Genomic DNA, 13766 nt, shown 5'->3' on the forward strand with positions numbered 1-13766 from the left:
GCGCGGTCAGCGCGTCGGGTAGCTGCCCATGTAGCGGCCGGTCTTGGCCATGTTCAGGGCCCGGGCGAGGTTGAACGGGTGCGACTGCATCGTCAGCCACGACCGTCCCGACCACACGTAGCCGTCGACGCGCATCGCGGCACGCAGTGCCACGACCTTCGACAGGCCCCAGGTGCTCTTGGCGACGTTCGTGGTGGCGGGGATGCCGAGCGTGACGCAGCCGCGCTGGGCGGCGGTGCTGCAAGTGGGCGCGTTGTCGTACGGTGCGCTGCGCTTCTTGGAGTAGTACCAGGCGTGGGTGAAGCCCCAGGCGTTGTTCGAGGTGTTCAGCACGAAGTGCTTGGTGCCGAAGCCGGCCCGCGCGAGGGCCTTCGTCAGCGCGTAACCGTGGTTGATGTTGTCGGTCGTGCTCGTGTAGTGCGTGTTGTTCAGGATGAAGCCGCGGGTGTACCTGATGCCCGATCCCTTGAGCAGCGACACGGCCTGCGACACCGAACGCCAGTCGGACGCTCCCGCGTCGATGTAGACGGACGTGTTCTTGGCCGCCTCCAGCACGCGGGCCGAGTAGGCCGTCATGCTGCGGTGCTTCGCGCCGCGCGGCGAGCACTCCCAGTGCGGCAGGTCGGGCTCGAGGTCGATCATCATGCGGGCGTCGCCGATGTGGGCGTTGATCGCCCGCGCGAACGCGGTGATCCACGACTGGTAGGCGCTGACCTCGGCGGAGGTCGCGACGCGGCCGCACGACTGGGCCTCGTTCGGCACGAGCCGGAAGACCGCGGCCTGCACGACGGTCTTCGAGCCGCCGTCGGCCTTCGCCGCGGCGATGTACTTGCCGACCAGGCTGTTGAGCGAGGACGCCTTCTGCCAGGCGCCGAACCAGCGCACCCGCGGGGTGAGCGCGATGCGGGCCAGGCGCTGCTTCGTCAGGCCGCGCGCGTTCTGGTAGTGCGGATACACCTGGTCGGCGGAGTCCTTCGCGACGCCCCAGGTGCGACCGGCCAGCGGGTTGGTGCGGTTGTACTTGTTCACGGGCTGCACGGTCTTGCCGGACGTGGTGCGGGGTGCGGCGGCGGTGGCGGCCGACGCGCGGACGGTCGGCGAGGCGGTCGCGCCGGGGGTGGCGGACGAGAGGGCGAGGACGGCGCAGACGGTGGCGGCACCGAGGACGACGGCGCGGCGACCGACCCGGGGGGAGGTCGAGGTCATGGCACGGACTGTACGGAACGGCACGTCCGGATGTGTAGCGGCTGTTCGGTTTTCGGGACTTCCGGTCCGCGAACGTCCGCTTCGATGGGGCTTAGGCGGATTTGTGTCCTGGCAGGGGAGGGTCGGGTCGGCCGAAGTCGGGGGCGTCGACCGGCGCGGTGAACGCCCCCCGTCCCGACAGCAGGAACTGCACCCCGAAGCCGGCCGCGACGACCACCGCGCCGCCCACGGCGTCGAGCAGGAAGTGGTTGGCGGTGCCGACGATGACCACGAGGGTGCCCAGCGGGTAGACGGCGCCGAGCACGCGCACCCAGCGGCGACGGGCCAGCCGGACGATCGTGATGCCGGCCCACAGCGCCCAGCCGATGTGCAGGCTCGGCATCGCGGCGAACTGGTTGGACGCGCTCTGCACCGCGGGGCTGGCGAACGAGCCCCACGTGTGGAAGACGACCAGCGTGTCGACGTACCCGAACTCGGGCATGAGCCGCGGCGGGGCGAGCGGGTAGAGCGCGAACCCGGCCAGGGCGATCAGCGTCGTGGCGAACAGCACCGTGCGCACCCCGCGGTACAGGTGCGAGAACTTCACGAACAGCCAGATCAGCACGCCGGGCGTGACGATGAAGTGCAACGTCGCGTAGTAGTAGTTCAGCGGCTGCGCGAGCCATTCGTGGGCGGCGACGAAGCCGTTGAACGACCGCTCGAAGTTGAGGTGCAGCACGTCCTGCACGTGCTGGATGCTGCGCGCGTGGCGGGTCGCGATCGACTCGTGCTCGGGGATCGCGTTGCGCACGAGCGAGTAGAGCCAGTAGCCGATCGCGATGATCGCGATCTCCTGGTACCAGCGGGGCCGGCGCCACCGCGTGAAGCGGCGGGGCAGCAGGCCGGTGAACGACCGGTGCGCCGGACCGGCGGCGTCGGCAGCATCACCTGCGGAGGCGACCTCCGATTCCCGCACCGCGACCATCAGGACATCATGGCATCGAGGGGCCGCCCGGCCGCGTCCGCCACACGGCTCGCGCTCAGGGGCGGGTGTGTCGGCGTCACGGGCAGGCGCCGCCGAAGGCGGAGGTTCCGGCCGGCAGGCTGCCCAGCGGCGCCGGAGTTCCCGGCGCGCCGGACGCCGAGAGGGTGACCAGGCCGAGGGTGCGGCCGCGGGCGACGACCAGCCGTCCGGACGGTCCGGAGTCCTGCCAGCACAGCGGCGTCCACCCGGTGGCGAGCGGCCGGGTGCGTCCGGTCGCGAGGTCGACGACCACGGCGCCGTCCGAGGTCTGCACGGTCGCGGAGCGCCGGTTCGCGGTGACCACGAGGTCGGGGGAGTCGGCCACCCGCGTGACGTCGCGGACCCGTCCCCGGCCGTCGACGGTGACCAGCCGGGTCGCCTGGCCCTCCTCGACGGGGACGACGAGCAGGTCCCCGGACCACGCGAGCGACCCGACCGACGTGCGGAAGGTCGCGAGCTTCCGCGTCGCGCCGGTGACGGACGGGCGCGCGAACACGGTGAAGCCGGCGGGCTTCGAGATGCCGGGGCCGCCGCTGCCCCGGGCGAGCTGCGCCCAGGCCAGCCGTCCCGTGCCCGAGAGCGCGGGGGAGAACGCGTCGCCCAGGCCGATGTCGAGGAGCCTGTCGTTGCGCAGTTCCTGCACCTGCTCGCCGCCGGCGCTGCGGCGGGACACCACGACGGTGCTGCCGCGCACGGTCACGCCGGTGAAGCCGTTGGTGGCGGTCACCCGGTCGACGGCGTCGGGCGCGACCCGGTAGATGCGGGCGGTGTCGGCGGTGGGCCCGGCGAGCAGGTACGTGCCGGCGAGCGCGGCCAGCCCGTCGCCCGACGGCGTCGTGCTCCCGGACGGGGCGGACGGCGACCCCGACGACCCCGACGTGACCGTGGGCGGCGGGCCGGACGTCGGGCCGTCGTCGCCGTCCGACGTGCAGCCGGCGAGCACACCCCCCGCCACGCAGAGGACGGCGACGGCGCGAACGGCGCCGGGGACACGAGCCGCACAGGCGATCATTCGCACCATCATGGTGCAGACCGGGTACGAGACCGGCATGACACAAGTGGAACGCACCTTCGAGGTCACCCCGCCGCCGGCCGTCGTCGTCCCGTACCTCGCCGACTTCGGCAACGCCACCGAGTGGGACCCGGGCACGGAGGAGTGCACGCGCAACGACAGCGGCCCGATCGCCGTGGGTGCCAACTGGCACAACGTCTCGAAGATCATGGGCTTGAAGACGGAGCTGACCTACACGCTCGACACGCTCACCGACGACACGATCGTGCTGGTGGGCAAGAACGACACGGCCACGTCGATCGACACGATCACCGTCCGCCCGTCGGGCACCGGATCCGAGATCACGTACCACGTCGACCTCGAGATGCACGGCGCCGCGAAGCTCGGCACACCGGTGATGAAGCTGGTCTTCGAGAAGCTCGGTGGCGACACCGAGGACCAGATGACCGAGGTGCTGAACAAGCTGGGAGCGAGTGCCTGAGGGCGACACCGTCTTCGCGCTCGCGGCGCGGCTACGGCGCGACCTCGACGGGCGGACGGTCGTCCGCTCGTCGTTCCGCGTCCCGGCGCACGCGACCGCCGACGTCGCCGGATCGGTGGTGCTCGGCCACGAGACCCACGGCAAGCACCTGCTCACCCGCTTCGGCGACGGCCGCACCCTGCACACGCACCTGCGCATGGACGGGTCGTGGACGGTCACCCGGCAGGGCCGCCGCCTGCCGCGCCGGCTGCTCCCGGACGTCCGCCTGCTGCTCGAGGTCGACGGCGGCTCGACGGCCTACGGCCTGCGGCTGCCGGTCGTGGACCTGGTCGCCACCGCCGACGAACGGGACGTGATCGGCCACCTCGGGCCCGACCCGCTGCGCGCCGACTGGGATGCCGCCGAGGCCGTCCGGCGACTGTGCTGCGACCCGTCGCGCGCCGTGGCGGACGCCCTGCTCGACCAGCGGCTCGTCGCCGGTTTCGGCAACCTCTGGGCGAACGAGCTCTGCTTCCTGCGCGGGCTCGACCCGCGGACGCCGGTCGGCGAGGTCGACCTGCCCGCGCTGGTCGCGCTCGGCGCGCGGGCGCTGCACGCGTCGGCCCACCGGCCGGGTCAGATGCAGGTGACCACCGGCGTCCGGCGCCGCGGCGAGCAGCACTGGGTCACCGGACGGGCGGGACGGCCGTGCCTGCGCTGCGGCACCGTCGTGCGGGTGGTCGACGGCGTCGACAGCCCGTCCGGACGGCGCACCTGGTGGTGCCCGAGCTGTCAGCCCGCGCGCGTGGTCACCACGTGAACCCGTGCGTGGCCAGTTCCATCTCGGCCTCCAGCCTCGTCGCCGGCGCGAGCGGCGGTTCCGGCAGGTCGATCTCCAGCACCGCTCCCGCCTGCAGCAGCACGTCGTCGTACGCGAGCTCGACCGCCTTGATCCGCAGCGCCCGCCCGGGCACGTCCGCCCGCATCAACCAGCGGTGTTCGGCCGACAGGCGCCGCAGGTCGTCGCCGATGCGCGGCAGCACCACGGCCGGATCGGGCTTCGGGGTCGGGACGCGGCGTTCGTAGGTGCTGAACCAGTCGAAGGCGCGCGAGAACAACCAGAACGCGAGCGCAGGGCTGAGGCACGCCACGACGAGGACGACGACGGTCACGGGCACTCCACCGGACGGGCGGCCTGAGCGGCCTGGTGCCGAGGGAACGCCGGGCGCCGCCCGAAGTCAACGAGAGCGCGGCAACGGTGCCCGATTCGTCATCGGGCCGCTGCGGCGGCGTGCAGCAGCGCGTCCGGTCCGCGCTCGTGCGGGTCGGCCGCGACGTGACGGAACGGCACCCCGATCGCCTCGCTGCCGCCGTCGGCGCGCGGGCTGTCGCCGACCATCACGCAGTCGTCCGGCTCGAGGCCCAGCGCCGAGCAGGCGTGCTCGAAGATCACCGGGTCCGGCTTCATCACCCCGAGCTCGTAGGACAGCACCAGCTCGTCGACGAGGTCGTCGACGCCGTAGCGCGCGAGCACCGGGCGGGGGTCCCAGCCGATGTTGCTGACGATCGCCACCCGCACCCCGCCGCGGCGCAGCGCGCGGAGGGTCGCGACGGTGCCGTCGTAGGGCAGCCACGCCTCCGGCTGCACCCCTCGCTCGTAGAGCACGGCCGCCTGCTGCTCGCTCAGGCCGCCGTGGACGGCGAGCCCCGAGTAGACGGCCCGGTGCGCGGCCATCGAGAGGTCGCGTCCGTCCCAGTCGCCGGCCAGGTGGTCGGGCAGCTCCTGCGGCTCGGTGGCGCCGTTGATCGCGCCGAGCCGCTCCAGGCCGTCGGCCAGGGGGACGAAACCGGGACCCAGCGCGGCGAGCAGCGCCTGCGCGGGGGACTCGATGCGGAACAGCGTGCCGGAGAAGTCGAACAGCACCCCTCGCGGTCGCGCGGCGAGGTCGGCGAGGTCGGCGCCGGTGCCGCGGGCCTCCTCGGGGCTGCGCGCGGCGGCGGGCGTCGCCGCGATGCGCGCGTACACGTCGCCCGCACCGTCGAACAGGCCCGGGGGCAGCCCGGCGGTGTGCTGGGTCGCGGCGATCTCGCGCATCTCGTCGGCGAACCGCGCGGCCTTGCTCGCGGCGAGGCCGACGTCCGCCGGCCAGCGGGGCACGTCGTGCGGCCAGCGGTGTGCCACGTCGGCGAGGAACGGCTCGAGCACTCCGTGGTGGCGCGCGGTGAGCATCGCCTGCGTCACGAGCGCCGTCGTGCCCTTGTACATCGACGCCGTGCACATCTTCAGCGCGGACGCGCTGCCGGCGGGGCCGTCGAGCACGACGACCTCGACCCCCGGCGCGGGCAGTGCGGCCAGCACCGGCGCGGACGGTCCGGCCAGGTACAGGCGCGTCGTGCCGCCCGGTGCCGGCGGCGGCCCGGACAGCGCGCCGTCGACCAGCTCGTGTCCCGGCAGGGCGGCGGCGATGCGGGCGAGGGTCGGGGGTGAGACGGCGTTGAGGTCGGCGACCACCGGACGGACGCCGGCGGCCGCGGCCGCCGCCGCAACCGTGCGCGCTGCGGCCAGGGCGCTGCCCGGCGGCACGACGGACACGACCACGTCGGCCCGGACGACCTCGACGGCGGGTACGTCGCTGATGCCCGCTGCGGCGGCGAGTGCGCGGCTGCGGGGGCTGCGCGCCGAGAGGTCGGCGACCACCTCGGCGCCGCCGGCGCGCCACGCGGCCGCCAGGGCCGCTCCCATCGCTCCGGTGCCGAGGATTCCGATCGTTGCCGCCACGCCGTCAGCCTGGCACGGGCGGCCGGGGCACGCGCCGCCCCACATCGGGACCTTGGACTGATCGCTGTGCCAGTATTCGGGAAAGACCTGATCGACACTGCTGCGCCCCCGCGGGGTTGAGACCCAGCGATCCGCGCCGGCCCGGGTGGTGGGAGGAGGCCCGTCCTGAGCTCCGACGACGCCACGGGCGTCTCCGATCCGTCGCTGGACCTGCTGCCCCCGGGCACCCCCATCGATCTCGACAACTGCGCGCGCGAGCCCATCCACGTGCCGGGCAGCATCCAGCCACGCGGCGTGCTGCTGGTGCTGCGCGAACCCGAGATGGTCGTCGTCCAGGCGAGCGCCAACCTGCCCGAGGTGCTGGGCGTCGAGGTCGACGCGGTGCTGGGCAACCACCTGTCCAGCGCGCTCGGTGACCGGGCCGGACGCGCGGTCGTCCACTTCGCCTCGTCGTATCCGGACCTGCGTCACCGCAACCCGCTCGAGGTCGTCGTCCACGTGGGCGAGGAGCGTCGCGACTTCGACGCGATCCTGTCGCGCGAACCGGACGGCCTGCTGCTCGTCGAGCTCGAGGACGCCTACGGTCCACGTCCGTTCTCGTTCCCGAACACGTACCAGGCGGTGCGCGGGGCGACCCAGGAACTCAACACGACCGCCGAGATCCAGCAGCTGTACGACGTCACCGCGCGGGCCGTGCGCGAGTTGACCGGTTTCGACCGGGTGATGGTCTACCGCTACGACGAGCAGTACAACGGCGAGGTCGTGGCCGAGGCGAAGCTGGACGACCTCAACTCGTTCCTCGGCCTGCACTACCCGGCCAGTGACATCCCGGCGCAGGCGCGCGCGCTGTACGAGAAGAACTGGATCCGCCTGATCCACGACGTCGACTACACGCCCTCGCCTCTCGTGCCGGCCGTCAACCCGGTGACCGGCGGGTCGATCGACCTGACGAACTCGACGCTGCGCAGCGTGTCGCCGATCCACCTCGAATACCTGCGCAACATGGGCGTGCACGCGTCGATGTCCATCTCGCTGCTGCGCGAGGGCAAGCTCTGGGGCCTCATCGCCTGTCACCACTACTCGGGACCGCACTCGCCGCCCTACGGCACCCGCGCCGCCGCCGAGTTCCTCGGCTCGACGCTGTCGCTGCGTCTCGTCGACCGCGTCGAGGACGACAACTTCCGCGCCCGCATCGCCGCGCAGGCCGTGCTCGCCAAGCTGACCGCGACCACCAACGACGAGCGGACGGCGTTGCCGGACGCCCTGCTCGGCGCGCCCGACCTGCTCGACCTCATCGAGGCCGACGGCGTGGTGGTCGGTCTCGAGGACGAGCTGCGCACCCGCGGCACGGTGCCCGACGAGCGTGCCGTGCTCACCATCGTCGAGTGGGCCCGCTCGCGTGACACGCCGGTGGCCGCGACCGAAAGCCTGCGCGAGACCCTGCCCGAGCTCGACGTCCCCCACGACGTCGCGGCCGGCGCGCTGGTCGTCGTCCTGCCCGACCGCCGCTACCTGCTCTGGACCCGGGCCGAGCAGGCCCAGTCGGTCGACTGGGGCGGCGACCCGTACAACAAGGCGATCGCGACGCGCGAGGGCGACTCGGTGCGCCTGAGCCCGCGCAAGTCGTTCGAGCGCTGGACCGAGACGGTCCGGAACCGGTCCGCGCCGTGGTCGAGCGTCGATCGCGACCACGCCGACCAGTTGCGCCGGGTCGTGGTCGAGGCCATGTTCCAACGGGCCAGCACCGAGCTGCGGCTCGCCGAGACGCTGCAACGCAACCTGCAGCCGCGGATGCCCGACGTCGCCGGTGGCTGGCACCTGAGCGCGCACTACGAACCGGCCGAGGGCGGCCGCGTCGGCGGCGACTGGTACGACGCGCTCTACCTTCCCGACGGACGGCTCGCCGCCGTGCTCGGCGACGTGGCCGGTCACGGCATCGCGGCGGCCGGCACCATGGCGCAGCTGCGCAACGTGCTGCGCGCCTACCTGCACGACGGCGACCCGGTGGCCGAGGCCGTCGCGAAGGCGAACCGGTTCGCCACCCAGCTGTTGCCCGGCGCGTTCGCGACCCTCGCGATCGCCGCCGCCGATCTCGACACCGGCGAGGTCGAGGCCGTCTCGGCAGGACACCCGCTGCCGTTCCTGCTCGCGCCGGGGGCCGAACCGGCCACGCCCGCGATCGTCGTGTCGCCGCCCGTCGGCATCCGGCGGGTCGATTACCGGGCGAGCACGTTCACGATGCAGCCCGGACAGTGGTTGGTGCTGTTCTCCGACGGCCTCATCGAGCGCCGCGGCGAGGTCATCGACGTCGGCCGGCAGCGGTTGTCCGAGGCGCTCGCGTCGCTGAGCACCTGGCAGGCACCCGACATCCGCGAGGCCGTCGACCGGGACGTCGCCGACGACGCGACGATCGTCAGCCTCGGCCGACCGTCCCGGTAGTAGCGGCGATCAGCCGGACTTCGTCCCCGGGGTGTCGTCGTCGTCGAAGGTGAAGTCGAAGTCCCCGCTGCTGTCGTCGGTCGAGCTCGTGGTGCTCGTCGTCGTGTCGTCGTCGAAGGTGAAGTCGAAGTCGCCGCTGCTGCTGTCGTCCGACGAGCTCGTCGTGCTCGTGGTGCTCGTCGTCGTGTCGTCGTCGCCGAAGCTGAAGTCGAAGTCGCTGCTGTCGTCCGACGAGGTCGTCGTGCTCGTCGTCGAGTCGTCGTCGCCGAAGCTGAAGTCGAAGTCGCCGCCGCTGCTGTCGTCCGAGGAACTCGCATCGTCGTCGCCGAAGCTGAAGCCGCCCGAGTCGTCGTCGCCGCCGAAACCGCCGAAGCCGCCGCTGTCGTCGTCCTCGGCGGGCTTCTCGGTGATGACCTCGACGTGCTCGTCGACGTGCACCGACAGCCAGTTGCCCGAGCCGTAGGTGGCGATGAGCTGCGGCATCGCCGAGAGGATGGCCAGGTCACCGTTGTCGATGGTGAATTTGACCCCCGTCGCGTACACCTCTCGCGTCGTGGGTGCGCCGACGTCGTCGCGAGCGATGATCACGGTGATAGACACGGCACGGATACTAGCCACGCGCCGGACCTCCCGGACACCGCTGGTTTCCCGGCGAAAGGCCGAATGTGCGCGAACCGCACGGCCGGTCCGAGCCCCGTCCGCGACCCCGCCCGGCACCGACGACGACACCACCGCGAAGGACGAGCACGTGACTGCTGCGACCGTGATTCCCCCGCCCGCACGGGGGCGGCGCGCGCTCGCCGCCGCGCTGGCGTCGATCGCCCTCACCGCGACGCTCGCCGCCTGCACCGGCGACGACGACAACACGGTGTCGGTGTTCGCGGTGAAGGCGGGGGAGTGCTTCACCGTGCCGAAGTCGGTGAAGGTGCAGCTGTCGACGCTGTCGAGGGTCGGCTGCGACAAGCCGCACTCGCTCGAGGCGTACGCGACGCCGGTCTACCGTCCGGCCGGGTCGGTGAGCAGCCAGCGCCCGAGCACGCCGAAGGTGCCCACCGGGGTCCCGACCGCGGTCCCCACCGCGCTTCCGAGCATCGCGCAGCCGTCGGCCCCGTCGGCGTCCGTCGCGGGACTCGACTACCCCGGTGCGAGCGTGTTGAAGAAGTTCGCCGACGGCGCCTGCGCGCAGGCGTACGGGCCGTACGTGGGTGTCGACTACCTGGAGTCCGACTTCTTCTACACCTACCTGCTGCCGTCGGCGCGCAGTTGGGAGCAGAGCGGCGACCGCAAGGTCATCTGCTTCGTCACCACGACCGGCGGCACCCTGAAGAGCTCGGTCAAGGGCTCGAAGCGCTGACCGGCGGGTCGTCACCCGGCCTGGACATCGAGGGTCGCGAGCGGTAGTACCTCCCCATGCCGCAGAACGTCACGACGACCGCGATGATGACGTGCTCGTTCGGGGTCGCGCCGTCGACGTTGAACGCACTGCCGACCTCGCGCGTGATGATCGAGGGCAAGCCGGCCGCCACCATCACCGACTGCGCGCCCATGGTGAACGTGCCGCCGTTCGGCATGTGCACGACGCTGTCGAACCCGACGGTCGCGTCCGCCACGGCGGCCGCGCTGGGCGTGCTCACGCCCATGCCGTGCGTGCCGGTGACGACCCCGTGGAAGCCCGGCGCGATCAAGACGATGCTCGGCGGCAAGCCGGCCCTGACCTCGTCGTCGACCTGCCAGTGCAGCTGGGGCGGGGTCATCACGATCACGTTCCCCGGCGCCGTGCGCACCCAGTCGAACTGACCCGCGGCACGGGCCTGCAGCCCAGGGTCTTTGGTCCTCCGCAGCGAGTCCGATGCTGTCGTCGGACCGGAAAAAACAGGGACGTTCGGGGCGGTGCCTTTTTGTGAAGGCCCGGTATACCCTTCGGCCGGATCTTCAAAACTTTGCACGGCCCTAACACTCCCTACCGTCCGATCGGAGTAGTTCATGCCCACGTATGCCGCGCCGGGTGTCTACGTCGAAGAGGTCCCCTCTTCGCAGAAGAGCCTCAGTGCGTCCCCGACGGCCATCGCGGCGTTCGTGGGCTTCACCGAGAAGGCACCCACCGACGACCCCAACGACCCGCAGGGTGTCGCGCCCCGCCTGGTGACCAGCTGGTCCCAGTTCGAGGCCCTCTTCGGCGGTTTCGCAGAGAACTGCGTTCTGCCGATGTCCGTCTACGGCTACTTCGCCAACGGCGGCGCCATCGCCTACATCGTCCGCATCCCGAACACCGACCCGTCGGGTGAGCCCGCGCGCCGCGCGCTCCCGGCCTCCGACCGCGCGCTCGGCCAGCCGCTGAAGATCGAGAGCATCGACGCCGACGCCGACATCTCGATCGCCATCGACACCGACGACACCGCCGACGACGACACCGACGGTCCCGCGACCTTCACGCTGACCGTCATCGAGAACGGCCAGGTCGTCGAGCAGTACCCGGGCCTCGGCTTCGGTGGCAGCAACGACGTGAAGTCGACCGTCAACAAGACCTCGACCAAGGTGAAGGTCGAGCTCGACCTCGACAAGAACGCCGACGTCTCGAACCAGCTCGAACTGCTCAAGCCGGGCCGCTACGACCTCGAGAAGGCCGCACCCGTCCCGGTGCCGGTCACCGGCCGCAAGTTCGCCGGCTCCGAGTCCTCGCGCGCCGGCATCAACGGCCTCGCGATCGCCGAGGACGTCACCATGGTGATCGTCCCCGACCTGGTCACCGCCGCCACCAAGGACGACGGCTCGCTGGACCTCAACCTCTGGAAAGCCGTCCAGACCGCGCTGATCTCGCACTGCGAGCAGAACGGCAACCGCATGGCCGTCCTCGACGCGCCTCCCGGCATGACGCCGCAGCAGATCAAGGAGTGGCGTTCGGACGTCGCCATGTACGACTCGGCGTACGCGACGCTCTACTACCCCTGGATCAAGGTCGAGAACCCGATCGGCACCAACGGCAACGCCGAGGTCTTCGTGCCGCCGTCGGGCCACGTGGCCGGCGTGTGGGCCCGCACCGACGAGGAGCGCGGTGTGTGGAAGGCCCCGGCCAACGACACCATCCGCGGCGTCCTCGACGTCGAGCGCGCGATCACCCAGAACGAGCAGTCGCTGCTCAACCCGATCGGCATCAACTGCATCCGTCCGTTCGGCACGCGTGGCATCCGCATCTGGGGCGCCCGCACCCTGTCGTCCGACTCCGACTGGCGTTACGTGAACGTCCGCCGGCTGTTCAACATGATCGAGCGGACGATCTCCGAGGGCACGCAGTGGGCCGTCTTCGAGCCGAACGACATGACCCTGTGGGAGGGCGTCAAGCGGACGCTGAACGGCTTCCTGCGCGGCCTGTGGAGCGCCGGCGCCCTCGCGGGTGTCTCGGCCGACCAGGCGTACTACGTGAAGTGCGACGCCGAGACCAACCCGCCGGAGTCGATCGACGAGGGCAAGCTCGTCGTCGAGGTGGGCATCTCGCCGGTCAAGCCGGCCGAGTTCGTCGTGTTCCGCATCAGCCAGCAGAAGCAGGTCGCGGGCTGATCGGCCCGGACGCCCACCACCACCCGAATCTCGGAGAGCAGGAAACATGTCCGGCTACGTCAACGAACTGATCGCGTACGACCCGATCGTCGCGCGCAACTTCTATCTCGACATCCCGAACCTGGACAAGTTCGTCCTCTCGGGTGTGTCCGGCCTCGAGGTCGAGCTCGACGTCGTGTCCGTCGCGCAGAACGGCGCGGGCGCGATCCAGCAGCACATCAAGACCCTCGGTGGCCAGCTGAAGTCGAACGACATCACCATCACCCGCATGGCCCCCCTGAAGGCTCAGGAGGACAAGCTGTGGAAGTGGTTCCTCGACATCCGCAAGCTGGGCATGGTCGGCGGCCGCGCCTCGGCGTTCCGTCGTGACGGCTCGATCGTGCTCTACGACGGCGCGTTCACCGAGGTCGGTCGCTTCAACTTCTTCAAGGGCTGGCCGAGCAAGATCGCGACGGACGCCATGACCACGGACTCGAACGAGCCGATGAAGGAGACGATCACCATGGTCGTCGAGCGCATCGAGCGGGTTCACTAGTCCAACCCGCACGGCACGGCACCGAAGCACACCCAGTCACAGAGGAAGTCACAGAGTCACCGATGACCGGATTGCGCACCAGCTACGAGTTCACGCTGCCCCGCGGCTATGTCGACCACACCGGCCAGCTGCACACCGACGGCACCATGCGGTTGGCGACGGCTCGCGACGAACTCGACCCGTTGCGCGACCCGACCATCTCCGGGCCCGAGGATCCACGTCTCACGATCCTCGTGCTCGCCCGGGTCATCACCCGACTCGGGTCGATGGAGCTCGTCACCGACCACGACATCGAGAACCTGTTCGCGGTCGACCTCGCGTTCCTCCAGGACTTCTACGGCGTGATCAACTTCGGTACCCAGGCCGACTACGAGGAGCTCATGCGCTCCCAGGCGGAGACGTCGCTCGTCGGCGGTGGCGGGGCACCTGCGGGTCGCCCCGCCCCCGCCGCCGAGCCGGAGCCGCCGGCCGAGGAGGAGCCCGAGCCGGACGCGCCGCCCGCGGCCCGTCCGCCGATCCGCGCCGCGATCGAGGAGATCCGGCGCGAGTCGTCCTGATCGGGTAGTCGGCGATGATGCGCTACCCCACGGACGCGATCTGGCAGGAGATCGCGTACCTCGCCTACCACCTGCACTGGCCGCTCGACACCCTGCTCGACCTGGAGCACCTCGACCGGGTGCGCATGGTGCGCGCGGTGGCCAACCTGAACGACCGGGCGTGGCAGACCGTCCGCGAGTACGCCCAGTAGTCACCGCTGAAGTCACCGCACAACCGCAC

Annotated in this window: 15 protein-coding genes; 9 read left to right on the forward strand and 6 right to left on the reverse strand. The window is 71.3% G+C overall.

Going from position 1 to position 13766, the window contains the following annotated elements; all coding sequences use genetic code 11:
• Positions 1–6: 6 nt before the first annotated feature.
• The 3 genes from ACYVP9_RS03475 to ACYVP9_RS03485 all read right to left on the reverse strand — a co-directional run bounded on the left by ACYVP9_RS03475 (position 7) and on the right by ACYVP9_RS03485 (position 3260).
• Positions 7–1206 carry a glycoside hydrolase family 6 protein gene (locus tag ACYVP9_RS03475; protein ID WP_460603296.1) on the reverse strand — a complete coding sequence of 400 codons (1200 nt, stop codon included), beginning with the start codon at positions 1204–1206 and terminating at the stop codon, positions 7–9.
• A gap of 91 nt (positions 1207–1297) precedes the next feature.
• Positions 1298–2170: a phosphatase PAP2 family protein gene (locus ACYVP9_RS03480; protein WP_460603297.1), complete on the reverse strand. Its 873-nt coding sequence runs from the start codon at positions 2168–2170 to the stop codon at positions 1298–1300.
• A gap of 76 nt (positions 2171–2246) precedes the next feature.
• A complete protein-coding gene (locus ACYVP9_RS03485; protein ID WP_460603298.1) occupies positions 2247–3260 on the reverse strand; it encodes a hypothetical protein in 1014 nt (337 codons plus the stop codon).
• On the opposite strand from ACYVP9_RS03485, the gene ACYVP9_RS03490 reads away from it, so the two are divergent.
• Both ACYVP9_RS03490 and ACYVP9_RS03495 read left to right on the forward strand, forming a co-directional pair.
• A complete protein-coding gene (locus tag ACYVP9_RS03490; protein ID WP_460603299.1) occupies positions 3259–3702 on the forward strand; it encodes an SRPBCC family protein in 444 nt (147 codons plus the stop codon). The two genes, ACYVP9_RS03485 and ACYVP9_RS03490, sit on opposite strands and share 2 nt — an antisense overlap.
• Positions 3695–4501 carry an Fpg/Nei family DNA glycosylase gene (locus ACYVP9_RS03495; RefSeq protein ID WP_460603300.1) on the forward strand — a complete coding sequence of 269 codons (807 nt, stop codon included), beginning with the start codon at positions 3695–3697 and terminating at the stop codon, positions 4499–4501. The genes ACYVP9_RS03490 and ACYVP9_RS03495 overlap by 8 nt, the downstream gene beginning before the upstream one ends.
• Here the strand turns inward: ACYVP9_RS03495 and ACYVP9_RS03500 are convergent.
• Both ACYVP9_RS03500 and ACYVP9_RS03505 read right to left on the reverse strand, forming a co-directional pair.
• Positions 4491–4853, reverse strand: a complete 363-nt coding sequence (locus ACYVP9_RS03500; RefSeq protein ID WP_460603301.1) for a hypothetical protein — start codon at positions 4851–4853, stop codon at positions 4491–4493. The genes ACYVP9_RS03495 and ACYVP9_RS03500 overlap by 11 nt on opposite strands.
• A gap of 98 nt (positions 4854–4951) precedes the next feature.
• Positions 4952–6460, reverse strand: coding sequence for an HAD-IA family hydrolase (locus ACYVP9_RS03505; RefSeq protein ID WP_460603302.1), 1509 nt, complete (start codon positions 6458–6460; stop codon positions 4952–4954).
• A gap of 231 nt (positions 6461–6691) precedes the next feature.
• Here ACYVP9_RS03505 and ACYVP9_RS03510 point away from each other — a divergent pair, with 231 nt between their 5' ends.
• Complete coding sequence (locus tag ACYVP9_RS03510) at positions 6692–8899, forward strand: SpoIIE family protein phosphatase (RefSeq protein WP_460604280.1); 2208 nt, start codon at positions 6692–6694, stop codon at positions 8897–8899.
• A gap of 9 nt (positions 8900–8908) precedes the next feature.
• On the opposite strand, the gene ACYVP9_RS03515 is transcribed toward ACYVP9_RS03510, so the two are convergent.
• Entirely contained in the window at positions 8909–9499 is a 591-nt protein-coding gene (locus tag ACYVP9_RS03515) for a hypothetical protein (RefSeq protein ID WP_460603303.1), read from the reverse strand.
• 148 nt (positions 9500–9647) lie between these two features.
• On the opposite strand from ACYVP9_RS03515, the gene ACYVP9_RS03520 reads away from it, so the two are divergent.
• From ACYVP9_RS03520 to ACYVP9_RS03545, 6 genes are all read left to right on the forward strand, one after another.
• Positions 9648–10253, forward strand: a complete 606-nt coding sequence (locus ACYVP9_RS03520; RefSeq protein WP_460603304.1) for a septum formation family protein — start codon at positions 9648–9650, stop codon at positions 10251–10253.
• Positions 10254–10309: 56 nt separating this feature from the next.
• Entirely contained in the window at positions 10310–10696 is a 387-nt protein-coding gene (locus ACYVP9_RS03525; protein WP_460603305.1) for a DUF4280 domain-containing protein, read from the forward strand.
• A 186-nt stretch (positions 10697–10882) separates the two neighbouring features.
• On the forward strand, positions 10883–12454 hold the full coding sequence (locus ACYVP9_RS03530) for a phage tail sheath family protein (RefSeq protein WP_460603306.1): 1572 nt from the start codon (positions 10883–10885) through the stop codon (positions 12452–12454).
• A gap of 46 nt (positions 12455–12500) precedes the next feature.
• Positions 12501–12989, forward strand: coding sequence for a phage tail protein (locus tag ACYVP9_RS03535; RefSeq protein ID WP_460603307.1), 489 nt, complete (start codon positions 12501–12503; stop codon positions 12987–12989).
• A gap of 62 nt (positions 12990–13051) precedes the next feature.
• Positions 13052–13546: a hypothetical protein gene (locus ACYVP9_RS03540; protein ID WP_460603308.1), complete on the forward strand. Its 495-nt coding sequence runs from the start codon at positions 13052–13054 to the stop codon at positions 13544–13546.
• A 14-nt stretch (positions 13547–13560) separates the two neighbouring features.
• Positions 13561–13737 carry a DUF6760 family protein gene (locus ACYVP9_RS03545; RefSeq protein WP_460603309.1) on the forward strand — a complete coding sequence of 59 codons (177 nt, stop codon included), beginning with the start codon at positions 13561–13563 and terminating at the stop codon, positions 13735–13737.
• Positions 13738–13766: the final 29 nt, after the last annotated feature.

This window comes from Jatrophihabitans fulvus, assembly GCF_054781375.1.